Annotated in this window: 23 protein-coding genes and 1 riboswitch; of the genes, 16 read left to right on the forward strand and 7 right to left on the reverse strand. The window is 54.9% G+C overall.

Annotated features, from left to right (window positions below):
- Positions 1-67 precede the first annotated feature (67 nt).
- The 8 genes from Y017_RS13165 (at position 68) to uca (ending at position 9,517) form a co-directional block, all read left to right on the forward strand.
- A complete protein-coding gene (locus Y017_RS13165; RefSeq protein ID WP_231483513.1) occupies positions 68-394 on the forward strand; it encodes a hypothetical protein in 327 nt (108 codons plus the stop codon).
- A gap of 29 nt (positions 395-423) precedes the next feature.
- Positions 424-1,200, forward strand: a complete 777-nt coding sequence (locus Y017_RS13170; protein WP_011589165.1) for a dienelactone hydrolase family protein — start codon at positions 424-426, stop codon at positions 1,198-1,200.
- A 236-nt stretch (positions 1,201-1,436) separates the two neighbouring features.
- Positions 1,437-1,576: riboswitch (guanidine-I (ykkC/yxkD leader) on the forward strand.
- A gap of 56 nt (positions 1,577-1,632) precedes the next feature.
- Positions 1,633-2,697, forward strand: coding sequence for a putative urea ABC transporter substrate-binding protein (locus tag Y017_RS13175; RefSeq protein WP_035461342.1), 1,065 nt, complete (start codon positions 1,633-1,635; stop codon positions 2,695-2,697).
- Between the two features lie 91 nt (positions 2,698-2,788).
- Positions 2,789-3,607, forward strand: coding sequence for an ABC transporter permease (locus tag Y017_RS13180; protein WP_035461344.1), 819 nt, complete (start codon positions 2,789-2,791; stop codon positions 3,605-3,607).
- A 12-nt stretch (positions 3,608-3,619) separates the two neighbouring features.
- Positions 3,620-4,411 (forward strand): ATP-binding cassette domain-containing protein, encoded by a 792-nt coding sequence (locus Y017_RS13185; protein WP_011589168.1) that lies wholly within the window; start codon positions 3,620-3,622, stop codon positions 4,409-4,411.
- An 18-nt stretch (positions 4,412-4,429) separates the two neighbouring features.
- Positions 4,430-5,146, forward strand: a complete 717-nt coding sequence (locus Y017_RS13190) for an urea amidolyase associated protein UAAP1 (protein ID WP_035461347.1) — start codon at positions 4,430-4,432, stop codon at positions 5,144-5,146.
- A 41-nt stretch (positions 5,147-5,187) separates the two neighbouring features.
- Positions 5,188-5,829 carry an urea amidolyase associated protein UAAP2 gene (locus Y017_RS13195; protein WP_011589170.1) on the forward strand — a complete coding sequence of 214 codons (642 nt, stop codon included), beginning with the start codon at positions 5,188-5,190 and terminating at the stop codon, positions 5,827-5,829.
- A 100-nt stretch (positions 5,830-5,929) separates the two neighbouring features.
- A complete protein-coding gene (gene uca / locus Y017_RS13200; RefSeq protein ID WP_035461348.1) occupies positions 5,930-9,517 on the forward strand; it encodes an urea carboxylase in 3,588 nt (1,195 codons plus the stop codon).
- A 525-nt stretch (positions 9,518-10,042) separates the two neighbouring features.
- On the opposite strand, the gene Y017_RS15120 is transcribed toward uca, so the two are convergent.
- A complete protein-coding gene (locus Y017_RS15120) occupies positions 10,043-10,240 on the reverse strand; it encodes a DUF1272 domain-containing protein (protein WP_332370058.1) in 198 nt (65 codons plus the stop codon).
- Positions 10,241-10,248: 8 nt separating this feature from the next.
- Complete coding sequence (locus tag Y017_RS13205; protein ID WP_035461419.1) at positions 10,249-10,428, reverse strand: hypothetical protein; 180 nt, start codon at positions 10,426-10,428, stop codon at positions 10,249-10,251.
- A gap of 226 nt (positions 10,429-10,654) precedes the next feature.
- On the opposite strand from Y017_RS13205, the gene rapA reads away from it, so the two are divergent.
- The 3 genes from rapA to Y017_RS13220 all read left to right on the forward strand — a co-directional run bounded on the left by rapA (position 10,655) and on the right by Y017_RS13220 (position 14,852).
- Positions 10,655-13,546 carry an RNA polymerase-associated protein RapA gene (gene rapA / locus Y017_RS13210; protein ID WP_035461349.1) on the forward strand — a complete coding sequence of 964 codons (2,892 nt, stop codon included), beginning with the start codon at positions 10,655-10,657 and terminating at the stop codon, positions 13,544-13,546.
- Between the two features lie 2 nt (positions 13,547-13,548).
- Positions 13,549-14,217: an alpha/beta hydrolase gene (locus Y017_RS13215; protein WP_011589174.1), complete on the forward strand. Its 669-nt coding sequence runs from the start codon at positions 13,549-13,551 to the stop codon at positions 14,215-14,217.
- Between the two features lie 182 nt (positions 14,218-14,399).
- Positions 14,400-14,852, forward strand: a complete 453-nt coding sequence (locus Y017_RS13220) for a hypothetical protein (RefSeq protein ID WP_011589175.1) — start codon at positions 14,400-14,402, stop codon at positions 14,850-14,852.
- A 145-nt stretch (positions 14,853-14,997) separates the two neighbouring features.
- On the opposite strand, the gene Y017_RS13225 is transcribed toward Y017_RS13220, so the two are convergent.
- Genes Y017_RS13225 through coxB form a run of 4 tightly spaced genes read right to left on the reverse strand, consistent with a single transcriptional unit; the run spans position 14,998 to position 19,336 of the window.
- Positions 14,998-15,879, reverse strand: coding sequence for a cytochrome c oxidase subunit 3 (locus Y017_RS13225; RefSeq protein ID WP_011589176.1), 882 nt, complete (start codon positions 15,877-15,879; stop codon positions 14,998-15,000).
- Between the two features lie 28 nt (positions 15,880-15,907).
- Complete coding sequence (locus Y017_RS13230) at positions 15,908-16,483, reverse strand: cytochrome c oxidase assembly protein (RefSeq protein WP_011589177.1); 576 nt, start codon at positions 16,481-16,483, stop codon at positions 15,908-15,910.
- A 22-nt stretch (positions 16,484-16,505) separates the two neighbouring features.
- The gene (gene ctaD, locus Y017_RS13235) at positions 16,506-18,113 is read right to left on the reverse strand and encodes a cytochrome c oxidase subunit I (RefSeq protein WP_011589178.1); all 1,608 of its coding nucleotides are present in this window, start codon (positions 18,111-18,113) and stop codon (positions 16,506-16,508) included.
- Positions 18,114-18,127: 14 nt separating this feature from the next.
- Positions 18,128-19,336, reverse strand: a complete 1,209-nt coding sequence (coxB, locus tag Y017_RS13240; protein WP_035461350.1) for a cytochrome c oxidase subunit II — start codon at positions 19,334-19,336, stop codon at positions 18,128-18,130.
- Positions 19,337-19,733: 397 nt separating this feature from the next.
- Between coxB and Y017_RS13245 the strand changes: the two genes are divergently transcribed.
- A complete protein-coding gene (locus Y017_RS13245) occupies positions 19,734-20,072 on the forward strand; it encodes a DUF1820 family protein (RefSeq protein WP_011589180.1) in 339 nt (112 codons plus the stop codon).
- A 567-nt stretch (positions 20,073-20,639) separates the two neighbouring features.
- Here the strand turns inward: Y017_RS13245 and Y017_RS13250 are convergent.
- Positions 20,640-20,912: a twin transmembrane helix small protein gene (locus Y017_RS13250; protein WP_011589181.1), complete on the reverse strand. Its 273-nt coding sequence runs from the start codon at positions 20,910-20,912 to the stop codon at positions 20,640-20,642.
- A gap of 226 nt (positions 20,913-21,138) precedes the next feature.
- Here Y017_RS13250 and Y017_RS13255 point away from each other — a divergent pair, with 226 nt between their 5' ends.
- From Y017_RS13255 to cyoE, 4 genes are read left to right on the forward strand one after another with little or no spacing between them, the layout of a single operon-like run.
- Positions 21,139-21,891, forward strand: a complete 753-nt coding sequence (locus Y017_RS13255; protein WP_035461351.1) for an SURF1 family protein — start codon at positions 21,139-21,141, stop codon at positions 21,889-21,891.
- Positions 21,891-22,505, forward strand: a complete 615-nt coding sequence (locus Y017_RS13260) for a hypothetical protein (protein WP_011589183.1) — start codon at positions 21,891-21,893, stop codon at positions 22,503-22,505. Before Y017_RS13255 ends, Y017_RS13260 begins: the two co-directional genes overlap by 1 nt.
- 14 nt (positions 22,506-22,519) lie before the next feature.
- On the forward strand, positions 22,520-23,584 hold the full coding sequence (locus Y017_RS13265) for a heme A synthase (protein ID WP_035461352.1): 1,065 nt from the start codon (positions 22,520-22,522) through the stop codon (positions 23,582-23,584).
- Positions 23,581-24,492, forward strand: a complete 912-nt coding sequence (cyoE, locus tag Y017_RS13270; RefSeq protein WP_035461354.1) for a heme o synthase — start codon at positions 23,581-23,583, stop codon at positions 24,490-24,492. The genes Y017_RS13265 and cyoE overlap by 4 nt, the downstream gene beginning before the upstream one ends.
- Positions 24,493-24,566 lie beyond the last annotated feature (74 nt).

Below are 24,566 nucleotides of genomic sequence, written 5' to 3' on the forward strand. Positions count from 1 at the left end.
CCGCAATTATCATGGTGGCAGCCTCTATATGAGCCTGTTATTGTGATTGATCCACCCATCAGCCCCGATGAGCCCCGTGAAAGTTCGTAACAGTAAAGAACAACAGCGGCATCGCTTGGAACGCGATATGGAACGCTTTCTTTCTGAAGGCGGGGCCATTAATGAGGTACCGAACGGTGTGAGTGGCGCTGATGCTGTATCCGGCAAAGGGCACCAAACCGTGCTGTTTAATGGCCCCCGCCAGAATCAGCGCACAGATCTGAGTCAAGTGGCTGCCAACATAGACTCTCGCAAACATAAACCTCATCGCCAACAGCTCAATGCCCAGCCACGACGTAAACTCATTTACGACGACTTCGGCGAACCACTTCGTTGGGTCTGGCAAAATAAATAATTTCGCTGAAACTTAGCAAGGACAGGTCTATGAAACGGCTCATCTTACTCGCATCCCTTATCTTTGCCGGCCAAACCGGCTACACCGACATCATTGAAACCGAAGTTACCCTGCCTGACGGCCTAGGTAAGGGCGTCATGTACCTCAATGATCGCCAGAAAGACCCGGGCCCCGGAGTCATTGTAGTGCACGAATGGTGGGGCTTGGATGACTATGCCCGTAACCGCGCGCACATGTTGGCGGAAGCGGGTTACACCGCTTTTGCGGTAGATATGTACGGCACCGGCAAAGTTGCCAGCCATCCGAAAGATGCGAAAAGTTTTATGGAAACCGCATTATCAAACCCGGAAACCATGAATGCCCGCTTTCAGGCTGCTCGCACCCTGATGCTCAAACAGCAGCAAGTTGAGCCAGGGCGCCTGTTTGCCATCGGCTACTGTTTTGGTGGCGCAGTGGTGCTGGAACAGGCCCGCCGGGGTACTGATTTGGCCGGCGTAGCCAGCTTCCATGGCAGCCTGGGCACCGAGAACCCGGCAAAATCCGGCGAGCTGAAAGCTCGGGTTCTAGTCGCTACAGGGCAGGCTGACCCCATGGTGCCCGCAAAACAAGTAAGTGGTTTTGTCAGCGAGATGACCGCTGCCGGAGCCGATTTCCAATTACTGAGTTTCCCGGAGGCCAAGCACGGCTTCACTAACCCCGGGGCCGATGCTGCCGGTGAGCGATTCGAAATGCCCCTGGCCTACAGCGCTCATGCGGATCAGGTGAGCTGGGAGGCACTGATCGACTTCCTGGAACAGCCGGAGTAACCCGCACCACCCGAGCGCAAAGACGCGCGCCATGCACCATGCCGGCACACTTCATCGCGCCGGCATGGTATCCCCAATTCTGCTCCCCTCCCCCTAATTTCCAATGCCAAGCCGTGCCTTGTGCGGCAGACACGGCCTTTTCGCCTTTCCTGATTCAGGTTGGCACTTCCTTTGCTTTATTACGGGTAGAGGAATCGAATGGCTTTGTTGCCATCAAGCACTCAACACAATCTGCACCAATAGAAAGCTAGGGTTCCGATCGGCTACGCCAGCAGCCGATGCCTGGTCCGAGAGCCTTCGACCTTCTTGGCGCCGATAGATTGGCAGCAGCATCTACCGGCAGGGGGTTACACGGCGGGACAAAAGCCCGGGAGGACACGATGACAGCAGTGTCATTGGATTCCTCTTCGTCCGTAGCCAAGGAGGTCCGACATGACCCGTTCCCTATGCAAAATAGCTGCAGCTGCAGCACTCGTTCTGTTTACCACGCTCACACCTGTTACTGCACTGGCCAAAGATTCTTTTAGCGTCTGCTGGTCTATCTACGTGGGCTGGATGCCATGGGACTATGGCGCCCAGCAAAAGATCGTCGACAAGTGGGCAGCCAAATACGACATCACCATCGATGTGGTTCAGATCAACGACTATGTGGAATCCATCAACCAGTACACTGCCGGTGCCTACGACGGCTGCGCCATGACCAACATGGATGCCCTGACCATTCCCGCCGCCGGGGGTGTGGACTCTACTGCCCTGATTGTGGGGGATTTTTCCAACGGTAACGATGGCGTGGTGCTCAAGGGCACTGACACGCTAGCCAACATCAAGGGCCAGGATGTAAATCTGGTAGAACTGTCCGTTTCTCACTACTTGTTGGCCCGCGCACTCGACACTGTCAACTTAAGCGAAAAGGACCTGACCGTGGTGAACACCTCCGACGCCGACATGGTGGCCGCCTTCACTACCAAGGGGGTCACTGCTGTGGCCACCTGGAATCCCCTACTCAGCGAAATCACCGCCATGCCGGACAGCCACAAGGTCTTCGACTCTTCAAAGATCCCGGGCGAAATCATCGACCTGATGGTGGTGAACACCGAGACCCTCAAAGCCAACCCGAACTTCGGTAAGGCACTCACCGGTGCGTGGTATGAAATCATGGCCACCATGTCCGCCGATGACGATGCCGGCAAGGCTGCCCGCACCTTCATGGCCAAAGCGTCCGGCACCGATCTAGCCGGATACGACGCTCAGCTGGCGTCAACCCGCATGTTCTACAAGGCCAGCGAAGCGGTGACGTTCGTCAACAGCCCCGAGCTGAAAGACACCATGCAGAAAGTGGCGGAGTTTTCATTCGATCACGGCCTGCTCGGGGAAGGCGCTCCGAACGCCGGCTTCGTCGGTATCGAAACCCCGGTTGGCGTATTCGGTAGCGAAAGCAATGTGCAGCTGCGCTTTATCGCCGATTACATGGCCATGGCCGCCGACGGGAAGCTGTAACACCTGAAGGCTCAGGTCGAGGCCGGACAGAGTTAGCTTTTTTCGGCGTCGACCATTGCACTAGCTCCGACACTTACCAGTGGGAACCCCCATGAAGAAACTGATCAACAGACAGCCCAGCAGGGCAGCAAGCTGGGCATTGGGGCTACTTCCCTTTGCACTGCTGATTGTCGTTTACATGTTGGCATCAGATGCACGTCTTGCCGACAATCCAAACGACAAACTCCTGCCTGCACTGGACAGTTTTGTTCAGGCCATTAATCGCATGGCATTCGAGCCCAGCAAACGCAGCGGTGAGTACCTGCTTCTCGCCGATACCCTGGCCAGCCTGCAACGTTTGGCTATCGGTGTAGCCATCAGCGCCCTGGTCGCCATTATCGTGGGCATTGGCAACGGCAGCATCCCCCTGATCCGCTCCACATTTTCACCGCTGGTCACAGGGTTGTCGCTGGTTCCCCCCATGGCCATGCTGCCGGTGCTGTTCATCATTTTCGGGCTGGGCGAACTGGCCAAGGTGATGCTCATTATCATCGGTATCACGCCCTTCATGATTCGTGACCTGCAACAGCGGGCGATGGAAATTCCTGCAGAACAAATCATCAAGCTGCAGACGTTAGGCGCCAATACTTGGCAGATCATCACCCGGCTGGTGTGGCCGCAACTGATGCCACGGCTAATCAGCGCAGTGCGTTTGTCGCTAGGCCCCGCCTGGCTTTTCCTGATCGCCGCCGAAGCCATCGCTGCCACCGAAGGGCTGGGCTACCGGATCTTCCTGGTACGTCGCTACCTGTCCATGGATGTGATTCTGCCCTACGTGGTGTGGATCACTCTGTTGGCCTTCGCAATAGACTTAATTCTCAGCCGCTATTCGCAATGGCGCCACCCTTGGTTCCACCAGAAAGGCCATTAAGGAGCGTGCACCATGGCGATTATCGAAATGAAAAATCTGTGGAAAGAATACGGTGAACAAGTCGTGCTGGAACGGCTGAACGCCACTGTGGAAGAAGGCGAATTCGTCACCATTGTCGGCGCCTCTGGCTGCGGCAAGACCACTTTCCTGAAACTTCTGCTCGGCACCGAACAAGCCACCCGAGGCGAGCTGCTGCTGGATGGTCAGCGGCTGCCGGCGGAGCCGGACGAAAGCCGTGGCATCGTGTTCCAGCGTTACTCGGTACTCAATCACCTGACCTCTTTGGAAAACGTGATGCTGGGCGGCGAATTGCAGAGCAACCGCTGGCTGGGCATCAGCTTCGGCAAGACACGGCGCCAACTTCGTAAGGATGCCTTGAAAATGCTCGAATCCGTGGGCCTTGGCCAGGCGGTCGACAAGTACCCCCACGAGCTTTCCGGCGGTATGCAGCAGCGTCTTGCACTTGCCCAGGCTCTGATCAAAAAGCCACGTATCCTGCTGCTGGACGAACCTTTTGGCGCCCTGGACCCGGGCATTCGTGCCGACATGCACACGCTGGTGCTGACACTCTGGAAAGAGCAAAAGCTGACCGTGTTCATGATCACCCACGACATTACTGAAGGCTTCTATCTGGGTACACGATTGTGGGTATTCGACAAGCCTCGGCTGGACCCGCAGGCCCCCGACGCCTACGGCGCCCGGGTGACCTACGACCTGCCGGTGGGCGACTGCCAGAGCGGCACCCTTAGCGACATCAACCAGAACGTGGGGCGTACCAGCCGCGTTCTCAACGACACTTTGTAAGACGACAAGGACTTCATCATGAGCGAAAGCCTTTACACCACCATCCTGCCCGGCAGTGCCCACTGGTCCCTGCGCGTACGCCGCGGTATGCAACTGCGTCTCACCGACCCGCAAGGCGGCGCCAATCTCTCAATGCTGATGTACAACCCGGAGATGCCGCTGGAGCGCTATAACGCGCCAGATAGCCTCAAGGGGCAGCACACCTTCAAGCTCACCAAAGGAAATTGCCTGTACTCCGACATGGGCCGTGTCTTCGCCTCCATCGTGGAGGATGAATTTGGCTGGCACGACACCGTGTGCGGCACCCTTAGCGAAAAAGCCCTGCAAGAAAAATATGCCGTGCGTTCCTACCAGGACTGCCACAACCAGTGGACCTTGAGCGGGGAGCACTGCTTCCTCACCGAACTGGCCAAATACGGCCTTACCGAACGGGATATGGCAGCCAATCTGAATCTGTTTTCCAAAGTCGCCGCCGATAACGACGGCAAGCTGGTATTCGATCCATCTGCGGCAAGAGCCGGTGCACACGTCACCCTGCGTTTCGAAATGGACACCCTGGTGATAATGCACACCTGCCCGCATCCACTGAATCCGGCCGAAGACTACCCCATCAAGCCAGTACAAATTGAGATGCTGAAAGCTGCCCCTGTAGCGGACGATGACTACTGCAAAAATGCCCGCCCTGAAAACGGCCGCGCCTTTGAAAACAATCGCCTGTATCACTTGGGCCTGTAATTTTCAGTAAAAGCGCTGTTTGAGGCGCCAAGGAAAGACCCATGATCAAAGAAAGCCAACGTCAACCGGAGCAGGCCTTCTTCCGTGAAGAAGTGGCGGCCGGCGACTATTTCATCCGTATCATCAAGAAAGGCCAGACTGTTCGCCTGCTGGATCTGGAGGGCAACCAGGCTGCCGACACCCTGTTCTACAATGCGGCAGATCCTGCTGAGCGTTACAGCGCCGTGGATACCATCCGTGAACAGGGCAATGTGTATCTCACCGCCGGCACCGTACTGATGAGCAACCGCATGAACCCGTTGCTAAAAATCGTTGCCGATACCTGTGGTCGCCACGACACGCTGGGCGGCGCTTGCGCCACCGAAAGCAATACCGTGCGTTACAGTCTGGAAAAGCGCTGCATGCATGCCTGTCGTGACAGCTGGATGCTGGCCATTAACCAGCACCCGGAATTCCATCTTGCCAAGCAGGACATCACCCACAACATCAACTTCTTTATGAATGTGCCGGTGACGGCCGAAGGCGGCCTGACCTTTGAAGACGGCATTTCTGCCCCGGGTAAATACGTTGAACTGACCGCCTGCATGGATACGCTGATCCTCATTTCCAACTGTCCTCAGTTGAACAATCCCTGCAACGGTTACAACCCGACACCCATTGACGTTCTTATCTGGAACGACTGAGCACCGACCAATTTCCCTGGGGACGACCCCGGCGGCCAAGGCTATAAAGACGGGACGGCCCGTCATCTGTCCCAGAGACAGCCCGACAAGAGAAAAAGTCATGTTCAACAAGGTTTTGATTGCCAATCGCGGTGCCATTGCCACCCGCGTTACCCGTACCCTCCAATCCCTGGGCATCACTTCCATAGCGGTTTTTGCCGAGGCCGACCGCGATTCCCTGCACGTACGTTACGCCGATAAAGCCTTCTGCCTAGGGGAAGGCAATGCCCAGGATACCTATCTGAATCAGGATAAGCTGTTTGCCCTCATGGAAGAACATGGCGTAGAAGCCGTGCACCCCGGTTACGGTTTTCTCAGTGAAAACCCGGACTTTGTGAAGGGCTGTGAAGCCCGCGGCATTGCCTTTATTGGCCCAACGCCCGAACAAATGGACACCTTCGGCCTCAAGCACACCGCTCGTGCCCTGGCAGAAAAAAACGATGTTCCTCTACTGCCAGGTACCGGCCTGCTGAATGATAAAGAGGCGGCACTGAAAGCGGCTGAAAAAATCCGTTATCCGGTCATGCTGAAGAGCACAGCCGGCGGTGGCGGCATCGGCATGCAAATCTGTGACAATGCAGAAAACCTAGACAAGGCTTGGGATAGCGTGCGCCGCCTCAGCGCCAACAATTTTTCCAATGATGGCGTCTTTATAGAAAAATATATCGCCCGCGCCCGTCACATTGAAGTCCAGGTATTCGGTGATGGCAAAGGCCAAGCCGTTACCCTCGGTGAACGCGACTGTTCCGCCCAGCGTCGCCACCAGAAAGTGTTGGAAGAAACACCGGCCCCCAACCTGCCCGATCATGTTCGCCATGAACTGCACGATACTGCACGCACGCTTATGCAAGCGGTGCATTACCGCAATGCCGGCACAGTGGAATTCATTCTCGATCAGGACACCAACACTTTCTACTTTCTGGAAGTGAATACCCGCCTGCAGGTGGAACACGGTGTCACCGAACAGATTTTCGGCGTGGATCTGGTGGAGTGGATGATCAAACTGGCCGCTGGCGAGCTGCCCGCACTGAACTCACTCGGCCCCTTTACTCCCAATGGTCACGCCATTCAGGCGCGGATCTATGCCGAGGACCCGGCCAAGGATTTCCAACCCAGCGCCGGCCTGCTGACTGCTGTCACCTTTCCTGAAGCAGATGGGCAAGCATTGCGTATTGATCACTGGGTGGAAGCCGGGCTTACCGTTTCTCCCCTGTTCGATCCCATGCTAGCCAAGGTCATCATTCATCAAGCCGATCGCGATAGCGCACTGAACGCACTGGCGCAGATCCTGGATGGCATCACCCTGGAAGGTATTGAGACCAACCGGGAATATGTTCGCACCATTCTGGCCAACCCGGTATTTGCGCAAGGGCGAATGACCACCCGCTACCTCAATGATTTCCGTTACCGACCTTTTACCGTAGATGTACTGGCCGGCGGCACCATGACCACAGTACAGGATTACCCTAGCCGGAGTGGCTACTGGCCCGTGGGCGTGCCCCCTTCAGGACCTTTTGACAACCTCAGCTTCCGTCTCGGTAACCGCCTGCTGGGCAACGACGAAGCCGCCGCCGGACTGGAATTCACGCTTAACGGCCCAACGCTGAAATTCAACCAGGCCACCCGCATAGCCCTTACTGGCGCGGACATGCAGGCCTCTCTGGATAGCCGTCCGGTCCCCCCTTATCAGGTCATCCAGGTACAACCAGGTCAGGTGCTAAAACTGGGCAAAGTAAGCGGCGAAGGCGCTCGCGCCTATCTTGCTATTGCCAGCGGCATCCAGTGCACCCCCTATCTGGGCTCACGCAGTACTTTTACCCTCGGCCAGTTCGGTGGTCACGGTGGCCGCGCCCTGCGCACCGGCGATGTGCTGCACTTTTCTGAAGATACAGGCATAACAGCCCGCGTGGAGGTGCCGGCAAGCTTGAAGCCCGAGCTTGGCAAAGCCTGGACCCTGCGGGTGATCTATGGCCCCCATGGCGCCCCGGACTTTTTTACCGACGACGACATGGCCATGTTTTTCTCCACGGACTGGCAAGTGCATTACAACTCCAGCCGGACCGGTATCCGCCTAGTGGGCCCCAAACCAAACTGGGCACGCAGTGATGGTGGCGAGGCCGGCATGCACCCTTCCAACATTCACGACAATGCTTATGCAGTGGGCACAGTGGACTTCACGGGCGACATGCCGGTCATCCTCGGCCCGGACGGGCCGTCACTGGGTGGCTTTGTCTGCCCCGCCACTGTGGTACTGGCCGACCGCTGGAAGCTGGGCCAACTAAAAGCCGGCGATACCCTACGTTTTGAAGCCATCAGCCTGGACGATGCGGATACACTTGCCGCCGAACAAGACCACTGCGTGTCCTCACTCGTTGAGCCGGCTAAACGGGTAAAAAGTGCTGTCATTACCACACCGGTGCTTAATACCCTTAGCAAACAAGAAGCCGGCGTAGACGTGGTTTACCGCGCCGCTGGAGACCGTTATCTACTGGTGGAATACGGCCCCCTAGTGCTGGATCTGCGCCTCCGATTTCGCGCCCATGCGCTCATGCTGTGGCTTGAACAGCAAAAACTCCCCGGCATTATTGAACTGACGCCCGGTATCCGCTCCTTGCAGATCCATTTCAATCCACAGGTTCTTACTCGCCAGCAACTGCTCAAAGACCTAGCCGGTGCCGAACATGCCCTACAGCAGCAGGATGATCTGAAAGTCCCTTCGCGCATCGTACATATCCCGCTAAGCTGGGATGACCAAGCCTGTCATCAAGCCATCGAAAAATACATCCAGTCGGTGCGCAAGGATGCCCCCTGGTGCCCGTCTAATCTGGAATTTATCCGTCGCATCAACGGGCTGGACAGCATTGATGCTGTAAAAAATATTCTGTTCAGCGCCAGCTACGTGGTGATGGGGTTGGGTGATGTCTACCTGGGTGCGCCAGTGGCTACCCCCTACGACCCCCGCCATCGTCTGGTCACCACCAAGTACAACCCCGCCCGTACCTGGACGGCAGAAAACTCCGTGGGCATCGGCGGCGCTTACCTGTGTGTGTACGGCATGGAAGGCCCCGGCGGTTATCAGTTTGTCGGCCGCACCCTGCAGATGTGGAACCGTTACCGCAAAACACGAGTATTCAACCAGCCCTGGCTACTGCGTTTCTTCGACCAGATTCGCTTTTACGAGGTAAGCCACCAAGAACTTAACCAGATTCGCCGAGATTTCCCCAAGGGGGATTACCCGCTGAAGGTGGAAGAAACGACCTTCAGCCTCAGTGCTTACCAGCAGTTCCTGGACGACAACCAACAGGATATTGCCACCTTCACCGACGTCCGCAATCAGGCCTTTGATGAAGAACTGCAACGCTGGGTGGACAGTGGCCAGATCAATTTCCAGTCCGAGCAGAATCTAGAGGCAGACAATGGAGCCGAAGAAGTGGATGGCACTCCAGTGGAATCCCCTGTAGCAGGCAACATTTGGAAACTGAACGTGTCCGAAGGCGACCACGTGCAAAAAGGTGACGTGGTGGCTGTGCTTGAATCCATGAAGATGGAAATCGAAATCTACGCCCCGGGCTCAGGAAACGTCATCACTGTTTCCCGCCAGGAAGGTCAGCAGATCAATGCGGGGCAAGCGATCATGGTGCTGGATTGAAAGCCTGTTAAAGAGACTCTGAAAAACTGCAGCCTCTTGATCTGTCCAGAAAGGCCATAACAATATCGCCACCGTTGCTGTTATTGCGATAGCAAGGATGCTTGGATTCATGCCCTACGTATTTTTTCGCGATAGTAGGCGCTCGGAAATGAATGCAAAACGAGGGCTATGAACACGCCTTATTATCTGTGTCGTTGATGCCAATCGACAGTGCGGTTCTCCCCTGCCGCACCGAGGGCGGGCCTAGCGGAATTGCTCGGCATGGCCTCAACGTCCTGGCATTCAACAATACAGATTGCACTCGCGCGCTGATGAACGCCCCAGCCCATTCAGCGCTACCGGCATTTGAGTGAGCAACGCCACCTTCTTTGAAACCCGCCGCCTGTAACACCTGAGCTAATGGCGGGTAGAAACTCGCCCTCTCCCCTAACGCCGTCACCCACACCTCTAACCCGTTAGCACTCTCTGGCTGCCACTCATTCACCGGCAAGTTATACGCTTAAACTTCCCGCAAGCGCCCTTTCTTCAAGGGCTGTCATTGCTGGCCTTCTGCCGGCGGGGCCGCTTTACCAATTCCCCTAGATAATTCGGACATCGGCAAGCATGAATGGTGCAGCAATCGACACAAAAGGTGCATTCGTAGGAGCAAATATACGCTTGCTCATCGGCGGCCAAGGTGCACTGACATATTTCACAGCTAGATCGCATTTCAAGCATGCACATTTACCCGATTAGTGCGTCTTCACTTTTTCTTTTCCGCAGCGCTCACAACGGTATACCGTCACCAGTTTTCCTTGCTTCACATCAAACTGCTTTTCCTTACAGATCAACCACCTGTGGAACCCGTGCTGGCACATGCCTCTATTCGGCGTTTTCTTTTGCGGTTTCTTGAACGGCAGAATATCGCCCATTCGCTCATCACCGTGAGATCCAATCGTCGCTAGAGCATACCGCAAATTTTGCTTGCCCGTTTTCGATTGGCCAACATAAATACCGCCGCCCAACGGGCAACAAACCCCCGATCAGTCGATCGTTAGGCTCATGGCTGTACCGTTGCCCATGAAATCGGATTCACCCATCGAAGGGGGGCGTACAAACCCGTATAATTCGCCTCCCAAGTAATCACCGGCAGCAACAATGACTGACTTTATTCCCGGCCAGCGCTGGCTGAGCGAATCCGAAACTGAGCTGGGCCTAGGCATCATCAAGGAATTGGATTACCGACTGGTCACCGTGGAATACCCGGCGGTAGAGGAAGAACGCACCTACGCAAAGAACAATGCCCCCTTGTCCAGGGTCACCTTTGACAGCGGCGATACCATTCGCACCGCCGATGAAATGGAGCTAGTGGTCACCGACGTTAACGAGCTTAATGGACTCAAGATCTACATGGCCCACCCCAAGGACGGCAGCCCGGAGGATATCCAGCCGGTACCTGAGACCAATCTTGGCCATACCCTACGACTGACCGCAGCCTTAGACCGCCTGTTATCCAACCAGCTTTCCTCCAACCGCTGGTTCGAGCTGCGTATTGATGCACTCAATGCCCATTGCCGCCAACAGCAATCTGCCATTAAAGGGCTACGGGGCCCTCGCATTGATCTGATTGGTCATCAGCTATACATCGCTGACCAAGTGGCTAATCGCTTTGCCCCCCGGGTTTTGCTTGCCGACGAAGTCGGCTTGGGAAAAACTATTGAAGCAGGGCTGATCCTGCATCAACAGTTGCTCACTGGTCGTGCCAAACGAGTGCTGGTGGTCGTACCATCGCCCCTGGTCCACCAATGGTTTGTGGAAATGGTGCGCCGTTTCAATCTGCATTTTTCCATTTTTGATGCTGAACGCCTGAACGCTCTGCGGCCAGAAACCAGTATCAAAGACATGCTGGCGCAGATTATTGAAGAGGAAAACTCCCCGAACGACGGCGCTGACGAAGCGGCCAGCGGTGACGACAATCCCTTCCTCAGTGAACAGCTGATTTTGTGCAGCACGGACTTTCTAAGCGAGTGCGACATTGAGCAACTGGCAGCTGCCGATTGGGACTTGCTGGTGGTCGACGAAGCTCACCACCTGGAATGGTCAGCACAACAGGCCAGCGACGATTACCAGCGCGTGGAAACCATTGCCAAGCAAGCCCGAGGCCTACTGCTGCTTACCGCTACCCCGGAACAGCTCGGTCTTGAAAGCCACTATGCTCGATTACGCCTGCTCGACCCGGAACGCTACCCCAGCCTAGAGGCTTTCAAGGAAGAACAAGCCCATTATCAAGACGTGGCAGCGCTGGCCGGCCGACTGCACGATGAATCCAAATGGGATGAGGCACTCAAGCAGGAAGCCGTGGCCCTACTACCAGACATGGACATTGACGAAAGCAACCGCGAAGCGATTCAAGCAGAACTGCTGGATCGCTCAGGCCCCGGCCGCGTCATGTTCCGTAACACCCGCCACAACATTGCCGGCTTCCCGGCACGTCACGTACACGGCATCCCTCTTACGCTGCCAGACGAGTACAAATACGACAGCGACGAAGAAATTGACGGCCATTTGCACCCGGAAACCCTGTTCCACGATGATCGTTGGTGCACCTTGGACCCTCGCGTCACTTGGCTGGAAAACTTTTTTAAACAGCATCGCCACGACAAGGTACTGGTGATCTGTGCTAGCAAGAATACCGCCACCGACCTGCATGCCCACTGCAACTACAAGCTAGGCATGAACGTGGCCATGTTCCATGAAGATATGGACCTGATCGAACGCGACCGGGCCGCCGCTTTCTTTGCCGACGACTTTGATGGCGCCCAAGCACTGATTTGCTCGGAGATCGGCTCTGAAGGCCGTAACTTCCAGTTCGCTCATCATCTAGTCCTGCTGGATTTACCCCTAAACCCTGATCTGCTCGAACAGCGTATCGGCCGCTTGGACCGTATCGGCCAAACCGACGACATCCAGATTCACGTGCCCTACTTCGAGCAACACGCTCAGGAAGTACTGTTCCGCTGGTACCACGAGGGCATGAACGCGTTCGAGCACACCAACCCGGCTGGCCACGATATTTACCTGCGGAGCCGCGACGCACTAGAGCCTCTGCTTACCGGTGACCCGGAATACACTGCCATCGAAGCACTGGTGGACGATACACGCGCCATTACCACCGAGCTACACACACTGCTTGAAACCGGGCGTGACCGCCTGCTGGAGCTGAGCTCATTTGATGGTGAGCGCGCAGAAACCCTGATCTCCGATTTGATTGCCGCAGATGAGGACAGCCCACTGCCTTTCATGCAACGCATCTTTGATCGTTATGGTGTCGAACAGGAAGATCACTCCGATACCGCAGTGATACTCAAACCCGGCCCCCACATGCGTGATGCCTTTCCCTCCCTGCCAGAAGAAGGGGTCACCATGACCGATAACCGTGCCACCGCATTGGCACGGGACGACATGCAGTTTCTCACCTGGGAGCACCCCATGGTTACTGGCAGCTTGGAAATGATGCTCACTGAGCATCGTGGTAAAGCGGCTGTTAGCCTGCTGAAAAACCCCAAAATCAAAGCCGGCACACTGCTTATCGAAGCTATTTACACCGTAGATGCTGTCGCCCCGAAACATCTTCAGGCAGATCGCTTTTTACCCACCACGGTGATCCGTCACCTTCTTGATGCCAATGGCAAAAATATCAGCCAGGCGATCAGTCACGACGGTTTAAGCCAGCAATGCCACAAAATGGATAAGCCGCTGAGCCGCAAAATTGTCGGCAGCCAAAAGGCCTTGCTGGAAAAACTGCTCAAAGCCGATGACATTAGCGCCAGTCAGGAGGCAGAAAGTATCATCACCGCTGCCCAGCAAAAAATGCGCGAGAAACAGGCCCATGAGCTGGCTCGCCTTAAAGCGCTGCAAGCCAAAAACCCGGCGGTAAGGCACGCAGAAATCGACGCACTGGAAGACCAAACCCAGGCGCTGGAAAAATGCCTCGGCGAAGCCCGTTGTCAGCTTGAAGCCGTACGCATCATTGTCGCGGGAGGAGATTAACCATGAGCGAGCTATTACGTTTTGTTGAAATCGAACCCGCCACAGAAGCCACCGCCAGCGTTATCTGGCTGCACGGCCTAGGTGCCAGTGGCCACGATTTCGAACCTATTGTGCCTGAGCTGCAGCTGCCGGCAGATTTAGCCGTACGGTTTGTGTTTCCTCACGCACCGCAAATCCCCGTTACCGTCAATGGCGGCATGGTCATGCCTGCCTGGTACGATATTCTCGCCATGGATATCGATCGCAAAGTTGACGAGGCAGGAGTACTGGCATCTGCCAGAGCGGTGGAGATGCTAATCGAGCGAGAAATCGCCCGAGGCATCCCCAGCAAACGGATCATCATCGCCGGTTTTTCTCAGGGTGGCGCCGTTGCCTATCAAGCCGCTTTGCGCTACCCCAAACCCCTTGCCGGCCTGCTCACCCTGTCCACCTATATGGCCATGCCGGTAATACCCAGCGATGCCAACGCCACACTGCCGGTTATGATTTGCCACGGCAGCATGGATCCGGTGGTTCCTGAGCAATTAGGCCAACGAGCCGCAGCCACCCTGAGTGAGCTGGGTTACTCACCACAATACAAAAGCTATCCTATGGAGCACATGGTCTGCCTAGAGCAAATTCGGGATATTGGCCAATGGCTGAATGAACGGCTAATGCCGCCTAACCAATGACGAATTCATAAGTAAAACACAGCTTCAAATCTGTCGCAGACAGACCAGTAAAGAGGCGAGTACTTGGCGTCTGCGACGCCTTCCAGTTTCTGAGCTTTAACCGTTTTTGATGATCCCTACGCGTTTTTTGCACATTCCATCGCCATACTGGTACCCATACTCTTTCGACAAAGGGGACCCATATGAAAACGGCTTCCGTCTTTACTCTTACTGCCCTGCTTGGCCTTAGCGCAATTTCCACTTTTGCCGAAGCTCGCCCGCCTTGGGAGAATGGCCAGCGCGATACTCGCACTCATGTTCAGTTGGTGGATAACCGCCGTGATTATTCCGAATATCGCTACAGCTCTCGCGAGCGTGAGGTCCTTCGTCAACGTTTGAGCCAGCGTGAGTTTGACGCCCTGCCTCCTGGCTTGCAGAAGAAAATGGCCCGAGGCGGCGAGTTGCCGCCAGGTTGGCAAAAGAAACTGCAGAAAGGCCAATACCTTCCCGACACGCTCTACTACAACAGCGAGCGATTACCTTCATACAGCGGCATTCGTCATATTGACGGTGTCAGCGACGTCATCATCGATAATGAGGTGGTTCGGGTGATTGATGCGACTCAGACAATCATTGATGTATTCGGGCTTCGTTGAGGTCCACTCAGGTAAATGCCGTCTCGTCGTCCGAAACGCCTATGCCCTGAATACAGCATTAAACTTTCAAACAAAAAAGCCGCGCTTCTTTCGAAGCGCGGCTTTTTACGTGTTACTTATCGCGTGGCGCGTGCAGCGCCGCCGATTACAACCAATACACCGTAATAAACAAGAACAACCACACCACGTCCACAAAGTGCCAATACCAGGCACCGGCTTCCCAGGCAAAGTTATTCTCTTCATCAAAGTGGCCCTTGATCACACGCAGCAAGGTCACGAATAAGAAGATGGTACCGATGGTTACGTGCGCACCATGGAACCCAGTGAGCAGGAAGAACAGGCTGCCGTAGATACCCGCATCCAACGTCAATCCGAGCTCGGTATAAGCATGAATATATTCTTCCACCTGCAAGAACAGGAAGATCACACCGAGGATCACTGTAGCCGCCTGGAAGGCAATCACAGTGCCACGCTTGCCTTCTAACAAGGCGTGGTGAGCGATTGTCAGGGTTACAGAGGACACCAACAGGATAGCCGTGTTGATCGCTGGCAAGCCCCATGCGCCCATGGCTTGTGTGGTATCACCCGCAGGGGTCACAGTCAGCGGCCACATGGCTTGAAAGTTCGGCCATAGCAGTTCGTGGGTCATGGCGTTGCTGCCTTCCCCAGACAACCAAGGCAGGATCAGCCAACGGGTGTAGAACATAGCGCCAAAGAAGGCCGCAAAGAACATTACCTCAGAAAAGATAAACCACAGCATGCCCTGACGGTAGGAACCGCCCAACTGATTGCTGTGCAGGCCACCGACGGACTCCTTAATAGTGTCACGCCACCACAGGGCGATCACTACCAGCAACCAGGTCAGGCCTAGGAAGAATAGCGGTTTACCAATGAAGCTAGGCTCCATATCCGCCATGGTGCTCTGCTGAATAAAATGCGCACCGCCGATAGCGGTCATGAACAAACCTATGGAAGCCGTCAACGGCCAAGGGCTGCTCTCTGGAACGTAGTATTTTTCAGTAGCCATTAAAAAATCTCCTCTACAACCGGCTGTTCTAGTTCACAGCCACGCTGTTGTTTTTACCGGCGACCCGCTCTGTCACATCGAAGATCGTGTATGACAGAGTGAATTGATTAATGTGACTGGGAATTTCTGGATCCAGATAAAAAATCATCGGCATATCCTTGCGCTCCCCCGCTAGCAGCGTCTGCTGATCGAAGCAGAAACACTGGGTCTTATGCAGGTATCGAGCCGCTTCCCCCGGTGTTACTGACGGGATGCTTTGGGTAATCATATCCGATGAAGTCGGGTTGCTTGCAAAAAAATGCACCAGTGTAATTTCCCCCGGATGCACCTTTACTCGCTTGGTCTCAGAAGAGAACTCTCCACTGATCCCCCCCCCCTTCTGGGTAATAAATTCCACTGTCACAGTGCGGTCTGCCACCACATTTTCTGGCACTTGAGTGGCAGCAGTACTGGATGTTTTTCCATTCAGCCCGGTGACATCACAGATAACGTTATAAAAGGGCACCATAAGGAAAGCGAAGCCAAACATGGCCACCGCCCAGATCAACAGCTTTTTCAGCGTGCGCTTATTGCGCTGTTCAACACTGAGCTGCTCGTCGCCCATGGTGCTCCTCCGTCAGTTTCTGTTACTTCACCACCGGCGGGGTCTCAAAGGTATGGAACGGCGCCGGAGACGGCACTTCCCATTCCAGACCTTCCGCACCTTCCCATGGTTTAGCCGGGGCTTTCTCGCCTTTCTTCAGGGCACACAGCACAGCCACCGCCAAGAAAAACAGCTGCGACAAGCCGAACCAGAAGCCACCAATGGAAATCCAGAAGTTGTAGTCCGCAAACTGCAGCGCGTAGTCAGCGTAACGACGCGGCATACCCGCCAAGCCCACAAAGTGCATGGGGAAGAACAGCAGGTTGGCGGAAATCAAGGAGTTCCAAAAGTGTAGTTCACCCAGGGTTTTGTTAGGCATGATGCCAGACCACTTCGGCAGCCAATAATAGGCAGCAGCGTAAATGGAGAAGATCGCGCCAGTCACCAATACGTAGTGGAAATGCGCCACCACGAAATAGGTATCATGATACTGGAAGTCTACCGGGGTAATCGCCAGCATCAAACCGGACAGACCGCCGCAGGTAAACAACACCACAAAGGCAATCGCCCACTTCATTGGCAGTTCGAAGGTCATAGATCCGCGCCACATGGTGGCCACCCAGTTGAACACCTTCACGCCGGTAGGCACAGAGATCAACATGGTCATGTACATGAAGAATAAGGTGCCCGCCAACGGCATACCTACAGTGAACATGTGGTGGGCCCATACCACGAAGGACAACAGGGCAATGGACGCGGTGGCGTACACCATGGAGGCGTAACCGAACAACGGCTTGCGAGCAAACGCCGGAATGATCGCTGACACGATACCGAAGCTCGGCAGGATCATGATGTACACTTCAGGATGCCCGAAGAACCAAAACACGTGCTGGAATAATACTGGATCACCACCACCGGCAGCATCGAAGAAGCTGGTTCCGAAATGACGGTCCGTCAGCATCATGGTTACCGCACCGGCCAGAACTGGAATGACCGCGATCAGCAGGAAGGCAGTGATTAGCCAAGTCCATACGAACAGCGGCATCTTCATCAATGTCATGCCAGGGGCACGCATATTGAAGACCGTTACCACCACGTTGATAGCACCCATGATGGAGGAGATACCCATCATGTGAACCGACAGAATGAACAAATCGGTGGACGCCGGCCCGTACTTGGTGGACAACGGCGCGTAGAAGGTCCAGCCAAAGTTCGGAGCGCTAGGATTGCCGGCACCGAACGCACTCAACACCACTGAACCAATCAGAATGGTGAAAGCGAAAGGCAGAATCCAGAAAGACCAGTTATTCATCCGCGGTAGCGCCATATCTGGCGCACCAATCATCAAGGGAATCATCCAGTTAGCTAAGCCAACAGTGGCAGGCATCACCGCGCCAAATACCATGGCCAAGCCGTGCACGGTGGTCAGCTGATTGAAGAACTCCGGATCCACGAACTGCATGCCGGGCTCGAGTAGCTCGGCACGAATCACCATGGCCAAGAAACCGCCGGACAGGAACATGGCGAAGCTGAACCACAGGTACAAGGTACCAATATCTTTGTGGTTGGTGCTGAACAGCCAACGTTTCAGGCCGGTCGGGGCGTGGTGGTGATCGTGATGATCATCATGGGTTGCAGCTGCAGTAGACATTGCTATCCCCTCCCTTATTCGTGGTCGTTAACGTCGGCGGGCTGAATCAGATCGCCGGTATCGTTGCCGAAAGCGTTACGCTCATAGGTGATCACCGCCGCAATCTGGCGAGGTGTCAGTTGAGCCTTGAAGCTGGGCATGGCAGCACGGCCATTCACCAACACGTCGATATGCTCGTTCAGGTGCTCGTTATTGGTGGCAAACTCTGTACCAGCAAATGCCAAGCCGATACCGCCTTCACCATTAGCACCGTGACACATTGCACAGGCACCAGCATAAACTTGCTTACCTTCTTCCATCGCCTGATCGATACCAGCAAACGGTGTCAGGTCGGGCCCAGAAGCGGCTTTTTCTTTCTCTTCAGCAATCCAAGCCTTGAATTCGTCCTGGGTTACTACCTCTACGGCAATCGGCATAAAGGCGTGGTTCTTACCACACAACTCAGCACACTGGCCGTAGTAAGTGCCTTCTTTGCCTTCCGGAACCAAAGCCCAGGTCTCGTTAACGAAACCTGGTATTGCATCTTTCTTGCCGCCGAAGTCCGGCACCCAAAAAGAATGGATTACGTCATCAGAAGTCACCAAGAAACGCACTTTTTGGCCAGACGGGATAAGCAGTTTGTTATCCACTTCCAAGTTGTAGTTGTGGTCTTTCTCAGGAGCCTCTTTACCGACCAGCTCCTTCGCTGTGCCGTAAGGAAACAGGCCACCGGAAAGAACCGGGTTGTTGTACTGTTCCGGCGGCGTAGCCAGGTTAGAGAAGAAAGAGACTCCGATATCGTTGTCATCTTCGTACGTCAAATACTCGTAGCTCCACTTCCAGCGATAACCGGTTACCTTCACCGTCAGTTCAGATTCAGCGGTGTCATCCAGCTGAACCAGCACCCGGGTGGCCGGTACGGCCATGGCAATCAGGATGACAAAGGGAATCACTGTCCACAGCACTTCGAAAAACACGTTTTCATGGAAAGTGGAAGGATTTGGGTTTTTGGATCGACGGTGGCGAATCATCGAGAACAGAATCAGGCCACAGACCATAAGACCGATAACGGTCACGATCCAGAGAACGGTGGTGTGAAGATCTTGAACGTCCTGGCTGGCCTGGGTTACCCCGGGTCGCAGGTCGAGATCGGAACGTTCGGTCCAGTCGCTAGCGAAGGTCATGCCACTGATCATCAGTGACGTAAGACCAACCGCTGCGCGGTGGAACAGAGTTGACTGCATGCGTTTGCTCCCTGTTTTCCCCAGCGCTACCCCATTACAGGCACGCTTGTTCTTTGCCGTTACCGGCGCCTGGAAAGCGAGTTTCAGGATTGATGCAGCGAAACGGTCACCAGACCTTCCCCATTGACATACTCGACCAAGGGGGCGGCCGTTTAGCGTGTCACATAGGAGGCAAAACCCAATAAAATCAAATAGCTATTTGCCGCCATAGTAACTTCATTGAACTGCCGGAGGTGTGGCAAATTGTCCCACTGCATTTATGGGCGCCAACTTTAGTCATTCGCATTGCCAAAGTCCAGCCGAAAGGTCGGGTTTATCAAGCCCTTCAAGCAGGTACGAAAGTCGCACTCTATGCTACACTTCGGCTCTATTTTCCTAGTCAGCGTCTCTTTCTACCATGCCCAAACGACGACCCATCTACCGCGTCATATTCCAGAGCCAAGCACAAACCTACGAAATTTATGCCTCAGAGATATACCAAAGCGACCTGCATGGCTTTATCGAGGTGGAGGAGTTTCTGTTCGATGAGCGCAGCGGTGTAGTGGTCGATCCATCGGAAGAAAAGCTTAAGAGCGAATTTTCAGGGGTTTTGCGGTCATACATCCCCATGCATACGGTGATCCGTATTGATGAAGTAGAAAAAGAAGGCGTAGGCAAAATCACCGAATCACGCGGTGAAGCGCGTAGCAACAACGTTTCCCCGTTCCCCATGCCTCCTAGCCCATCCAAAGACTGAGTCCAGCACCCACACCCGGAGAAAAACACAGTCCCCCTAAAAAAAGAAGGGCGCCGGCTTGACCGAGCGCCCCGAGGGTTGCCTGATATTACTTAAGAGGAGAAAACATATTTTGCCTACTGAATTAGTCCGCAGGCTGATTCAAAGGTTCCCGGAGAAGCAAAAAAAATCAACCGTTTAACCGACGCCCCCCCCCCTGCAAAGGTGGTTACGCGCCACGGGAGCGTACAAGAGAAAGCCCTGTAAGAATGCGTCGCGCAAACAACATGGCCTGTTCAGGCCGTGCGATCATGCGAACAAAACCAACGCAAACGGGGCCATCCAGTCCACTGCCGTCTCTTTACCTTGGCCACCACCATAGCCTGAATGGGGTGAGCGCAATCTGAATAAAAAGAGAAGTGCATCCGTGCTCCTTGGCCATCCTTACTGGCCCTTCTCCTCGTACTCACTCAAGGTGAGCCCACTGTATCCGAGCCCCCCCTGACTATCTTCGTTCCATGGGTTGCAGCCTTTTTACTGGCCTTTTACAAGGCAAGCAGCGCTTCACGGCACCATTTCGCTGCAGCCTTACTCTCCTGGGTTTTGCGAAGGCTGACCGCTGGGCTGAATCGGCTCACCGTAACGCAGAGTCGGGTTCACATCGTGAGGCCGCACCCAGCCCATATGCATGCTGAGCAAAATAAACAAAAATACCGTCACCGAAAAACCCACACGCCAAGCCAGGGCTCGCATGGTCTTACCTTCTTTTCCCTGCCCTTTCACCAAAGACATGAGCGCGCGGCCCAGAGAGATCACTGCCGCAAGCAACAAAATCACAACAATCAGCTTTACCCACCACATACTCGTTATCTCCTTAAACACATCAAAGCTTAAATAAGCACACAAAGGGGACTTTCTCGCAGGCAGATGAAAAGCCCGGCCAGCTATGTACAATGTGCCGCCATTGTCAGGCAGGCATTGTAATGGCCTAGCCTGACTGTGCACACACTATCGACAAAGCAAGGCGACAACATAAAACAGCAATCCCCGTTTCGCCGCGCTACTGCTGTCACGAGGGCAGACAACCATGCCTCATTCTTACCGCCGCGCACCTTGGGTCGCACTCATAGCGACCCTTATTGTGGCCGCAATCTGCTTGCGACTGGCCTTTTGGCAGCTGGAACGTGCTGAAGAAAAACGCCTGTGGCTAACAGAACAGAACGAACGGGCCACCCTACCACCCGCCGACCTGCCCACCCTGCTAGCTGATACTGACCCTATGCACCGCCGCATCACTATCACCGGTCACTTCGACAACGCCCACAACGTGCTCCTAGATAACCGTACCCTCAACGGCGTGGCCGGTTATCACCTGTTGACTCCTTTTGAAACCCGAGAGGGCCGCTGGGTATTAATTAACCGGGGTTGGCTAGCGAGAGGAAACGACCGCGCCACACTACCAACGATCGTCCCCATTGAGGGAAACCAAACCGTCCACGGAACGGCTTATCGCCCCTCCCGGGACGTTTTTGTGCTCAAGGACATGCCATTGCCCAACAATCAGTGGCCATTGCGCGTACAAAAAGTGGATTTTGACGCTATTGGAGAACGACTTGGGGTAGAATTACCGCCCTTTGAAATCCGGGTTACTCCGGAACTGGCGCTGGGCAACAATGTACCACTGCCCCGGCACTGGCAGGACGTGACCGTAATGGGCCCGGAACGACACAAGGCCTATGCGCTGCAATGGTTCGCACTGGCGCTGGCCGCTCTGCTGATATATGTTGCCGCCGCACTCCGAAACAGGCGTAAAGCACGCAAGACGCGAGAGGAATTGTAATGTCTCCACGGACCAAGAACATTGCCACCCTAGCGGCAATCATTGCTCCTTTTATCCTGTTTTTTTTGGCCGGACGCTTTCTGATAAACCCCGCGGAGCTGTCGAAGGTCAACAAAGGGCAACTATTGATCCCGCATATCGATATGGCGGCTCTACATGCCACCGATAGCGAACAGCAGCCCTATGACCGCGATGATATGAGCAACCAGTGGACACTGCTTTATGTGGCCGGTGAAGGTTGTGACACGCGCTGTAAAAACGGGCTCTATTATCAAGTAAAACAGGTACGACTCGCGCTAGGGGAAGATACTCAGCGTGTACGCAGGGTGATTCTCCATACCGCTCCCGCCAATACCGAATTACAAACCTTCCTTACCGATAAAGTCGATGGCATGGTTTCCATTCATGCCTCTGCTGCTGATGTTAAGCGGGCTCTGGCACCGGTATACGCCCCCGAGCCCAGCCACCCCATTGGCGATATTTTTTTGGTCAGCCCGGACGGCCAAATCTTCATGCGTTACCCCTCGCACGAAAACATGGATGCCACCCTCGAAGAGGCGGAGAACATCCGCGTCGATCTCAAACGGACCCTTAAAGGGTCACTGATCGGTTAAGCAGGCCCTTGATTATGCAAACTCCCACCGCATCACAGCGCTGGCTGCGCCGCTTTTGTATTCTGGCCGTCCTTCTGGCTGCTGGCGTGATCACCCTCGGCGCCTGGACTCGGCTATCCGATGCCGGCTTGGGCTGCCCGGACTGGCCAGGCTGTTATGGCCATCTGGACGTCCGCAAAGCCATTGAGCACGTGGCCAACACCAACGAAACCACGCCCGGGACCCTGCGCGAAGCGCACAAAACCGTACCAGAAATGGTGCATCGCTATTTTGCCTCGACCCTGGGCCTCGTCATTATCATCATCGCTGCACTGTCATTCGTTAATCGCAAACGGGAAAAGCAACCACTGAAACTACCGCTCTTTCTGGTGGCATTAGTTATCTTTCAGGGCATTCTCGGCATGTGGACGGTAACCATGGGGCTGCAGCCCACTATCGTCATGCTGCACCTGCTCGGCGGCTTTACCACCTTCACCCTGTTGGTGCTGCTTACTGCCCGAGTGTTTCGCTGGCCAAGCTTTCTGAACGACTGCGATGTGCTCACTCTCAAGCCGCTGGCATCAATAACACTAGCCGCGGTTATTTTACAGATCGCTCTGGGCGGCTGGACCGCCAGTAACTATGCAGCCGTGGCCTGCACCGATCTGCCCGTGTGTGAAGAAGGCTGGCAAGAACGGCTAAATTTCGAGAAAGCTTTTATCTTTTGGGGGCACGAACACGACAAGCCGGATTATGAGTACGGTGTTCTGGATAACGAAGCGCGCACAACCATCCACGTGATGCACCGTTTCGGCGCCCTGGTCGTCACTCTGTTGGCCCTCTTGCTGATAGGGAAAATTCTGTTGCGGGCCCGCAGCGTATTTTTCCGCAACTTTGCCCTGGTGATTGCCGGCCTTCTCACCCTGCAGATCGGGCTGGGGCTAAGTAATGTCATTTTTGCCGTGCCACTGGATGTGGCCGTCGCCCATAACTTTGTGGCAGTGCTACTGTTAGCAAGTCTGGTCTTATTTATCCGTGCCATAAACATAAAATGCGGCAAACGCGAACCCAAATCACAACAAAAAGGAGCCCCGTCATGAGTGAGAGAACCCACTGGCGCGACTATCTCGCCCTCACTAAACCCGGCGTGGTCATGCTGCTTATGGTCACCGCGGTGGCGGGCATGTTTCTAGCCACCGAACCGGCAGGCATGGTGCCATTAGCCACTTTCATCCCTGCCTTTGTGGGGCTGTCGCTGGCCATGATGGCCTCCGCCGCGATCAACCAAATTATGGATCAGAAAATTGACGCCATTATGAAGCGCACCGAAAAGCGCCCTCTGGTTGCCGGAAAGCTGACCCCCAAAGCCGCCATCACCTTTGCGGTGCTGCTAGCAACCGCCTCAATGATTATGCTGTACTTTCTGGTGAACCCGCTAACGGCGTGGTTGACCTTGTTCGGCTTTGTCGGCTATGCCTTTATTTACACCCTGTATCTCAAACGCGCTACACCGCAAAACATCGTGATTGGGGGTATCGCGGGCGCCATCCCGCCGCTACTGGGCTGGACCGCCGTCACCGGTGAAGCACACCCCTACGCTTGGCTGCTAGTGCTCATCATCTTCGTTTGGACCCCACCACACTTCTGGGCGCTGGCCATCCATCGCCGCGATGAATATGCCAAGGCCGATATACCCATGTTACCGGTGACCCATGGCATCCCGTTTACCCGTGAATCGGTGCTCTACTACACCATCTTGCTGTTTATCTGCACACTGCTGCCTTATCTCACCGGCATGAGCGACCTGATTTATTTGCTCAGCGCGTTGATCCTCGGCTTGGTATTTCTCTATCACGCAGTACGCCTGCGTTTTTCCGAAGACCCGAAACTTCCAATGAAAACCTTCGGTTATTCGATTACTTATTTGTTCGCCCTGTTTACCGCCCTGCTGGTAGACCACTACCTGCCCGTGACGCCCGCCAATGTCGCGGCTTGGCTTGGCGCATGAGGCACACATAAGCCAAGGTGCCGGAGCCCAGAGGAGGCACCGGCGCCCTGCCGCGCTATACTCTTCCCCATAGA

Source organism: Alcanivorax sp. 97CO-5, from assembly GCF_000524665.1.
Classification (GTDB): domain Bacteria; phylum Pseudomonadota; class Gammaproteobacteria; order Pseudomonadales; family Alcanivoracaceae; genus Alcanivorax; species Alcanivorax borkumensis.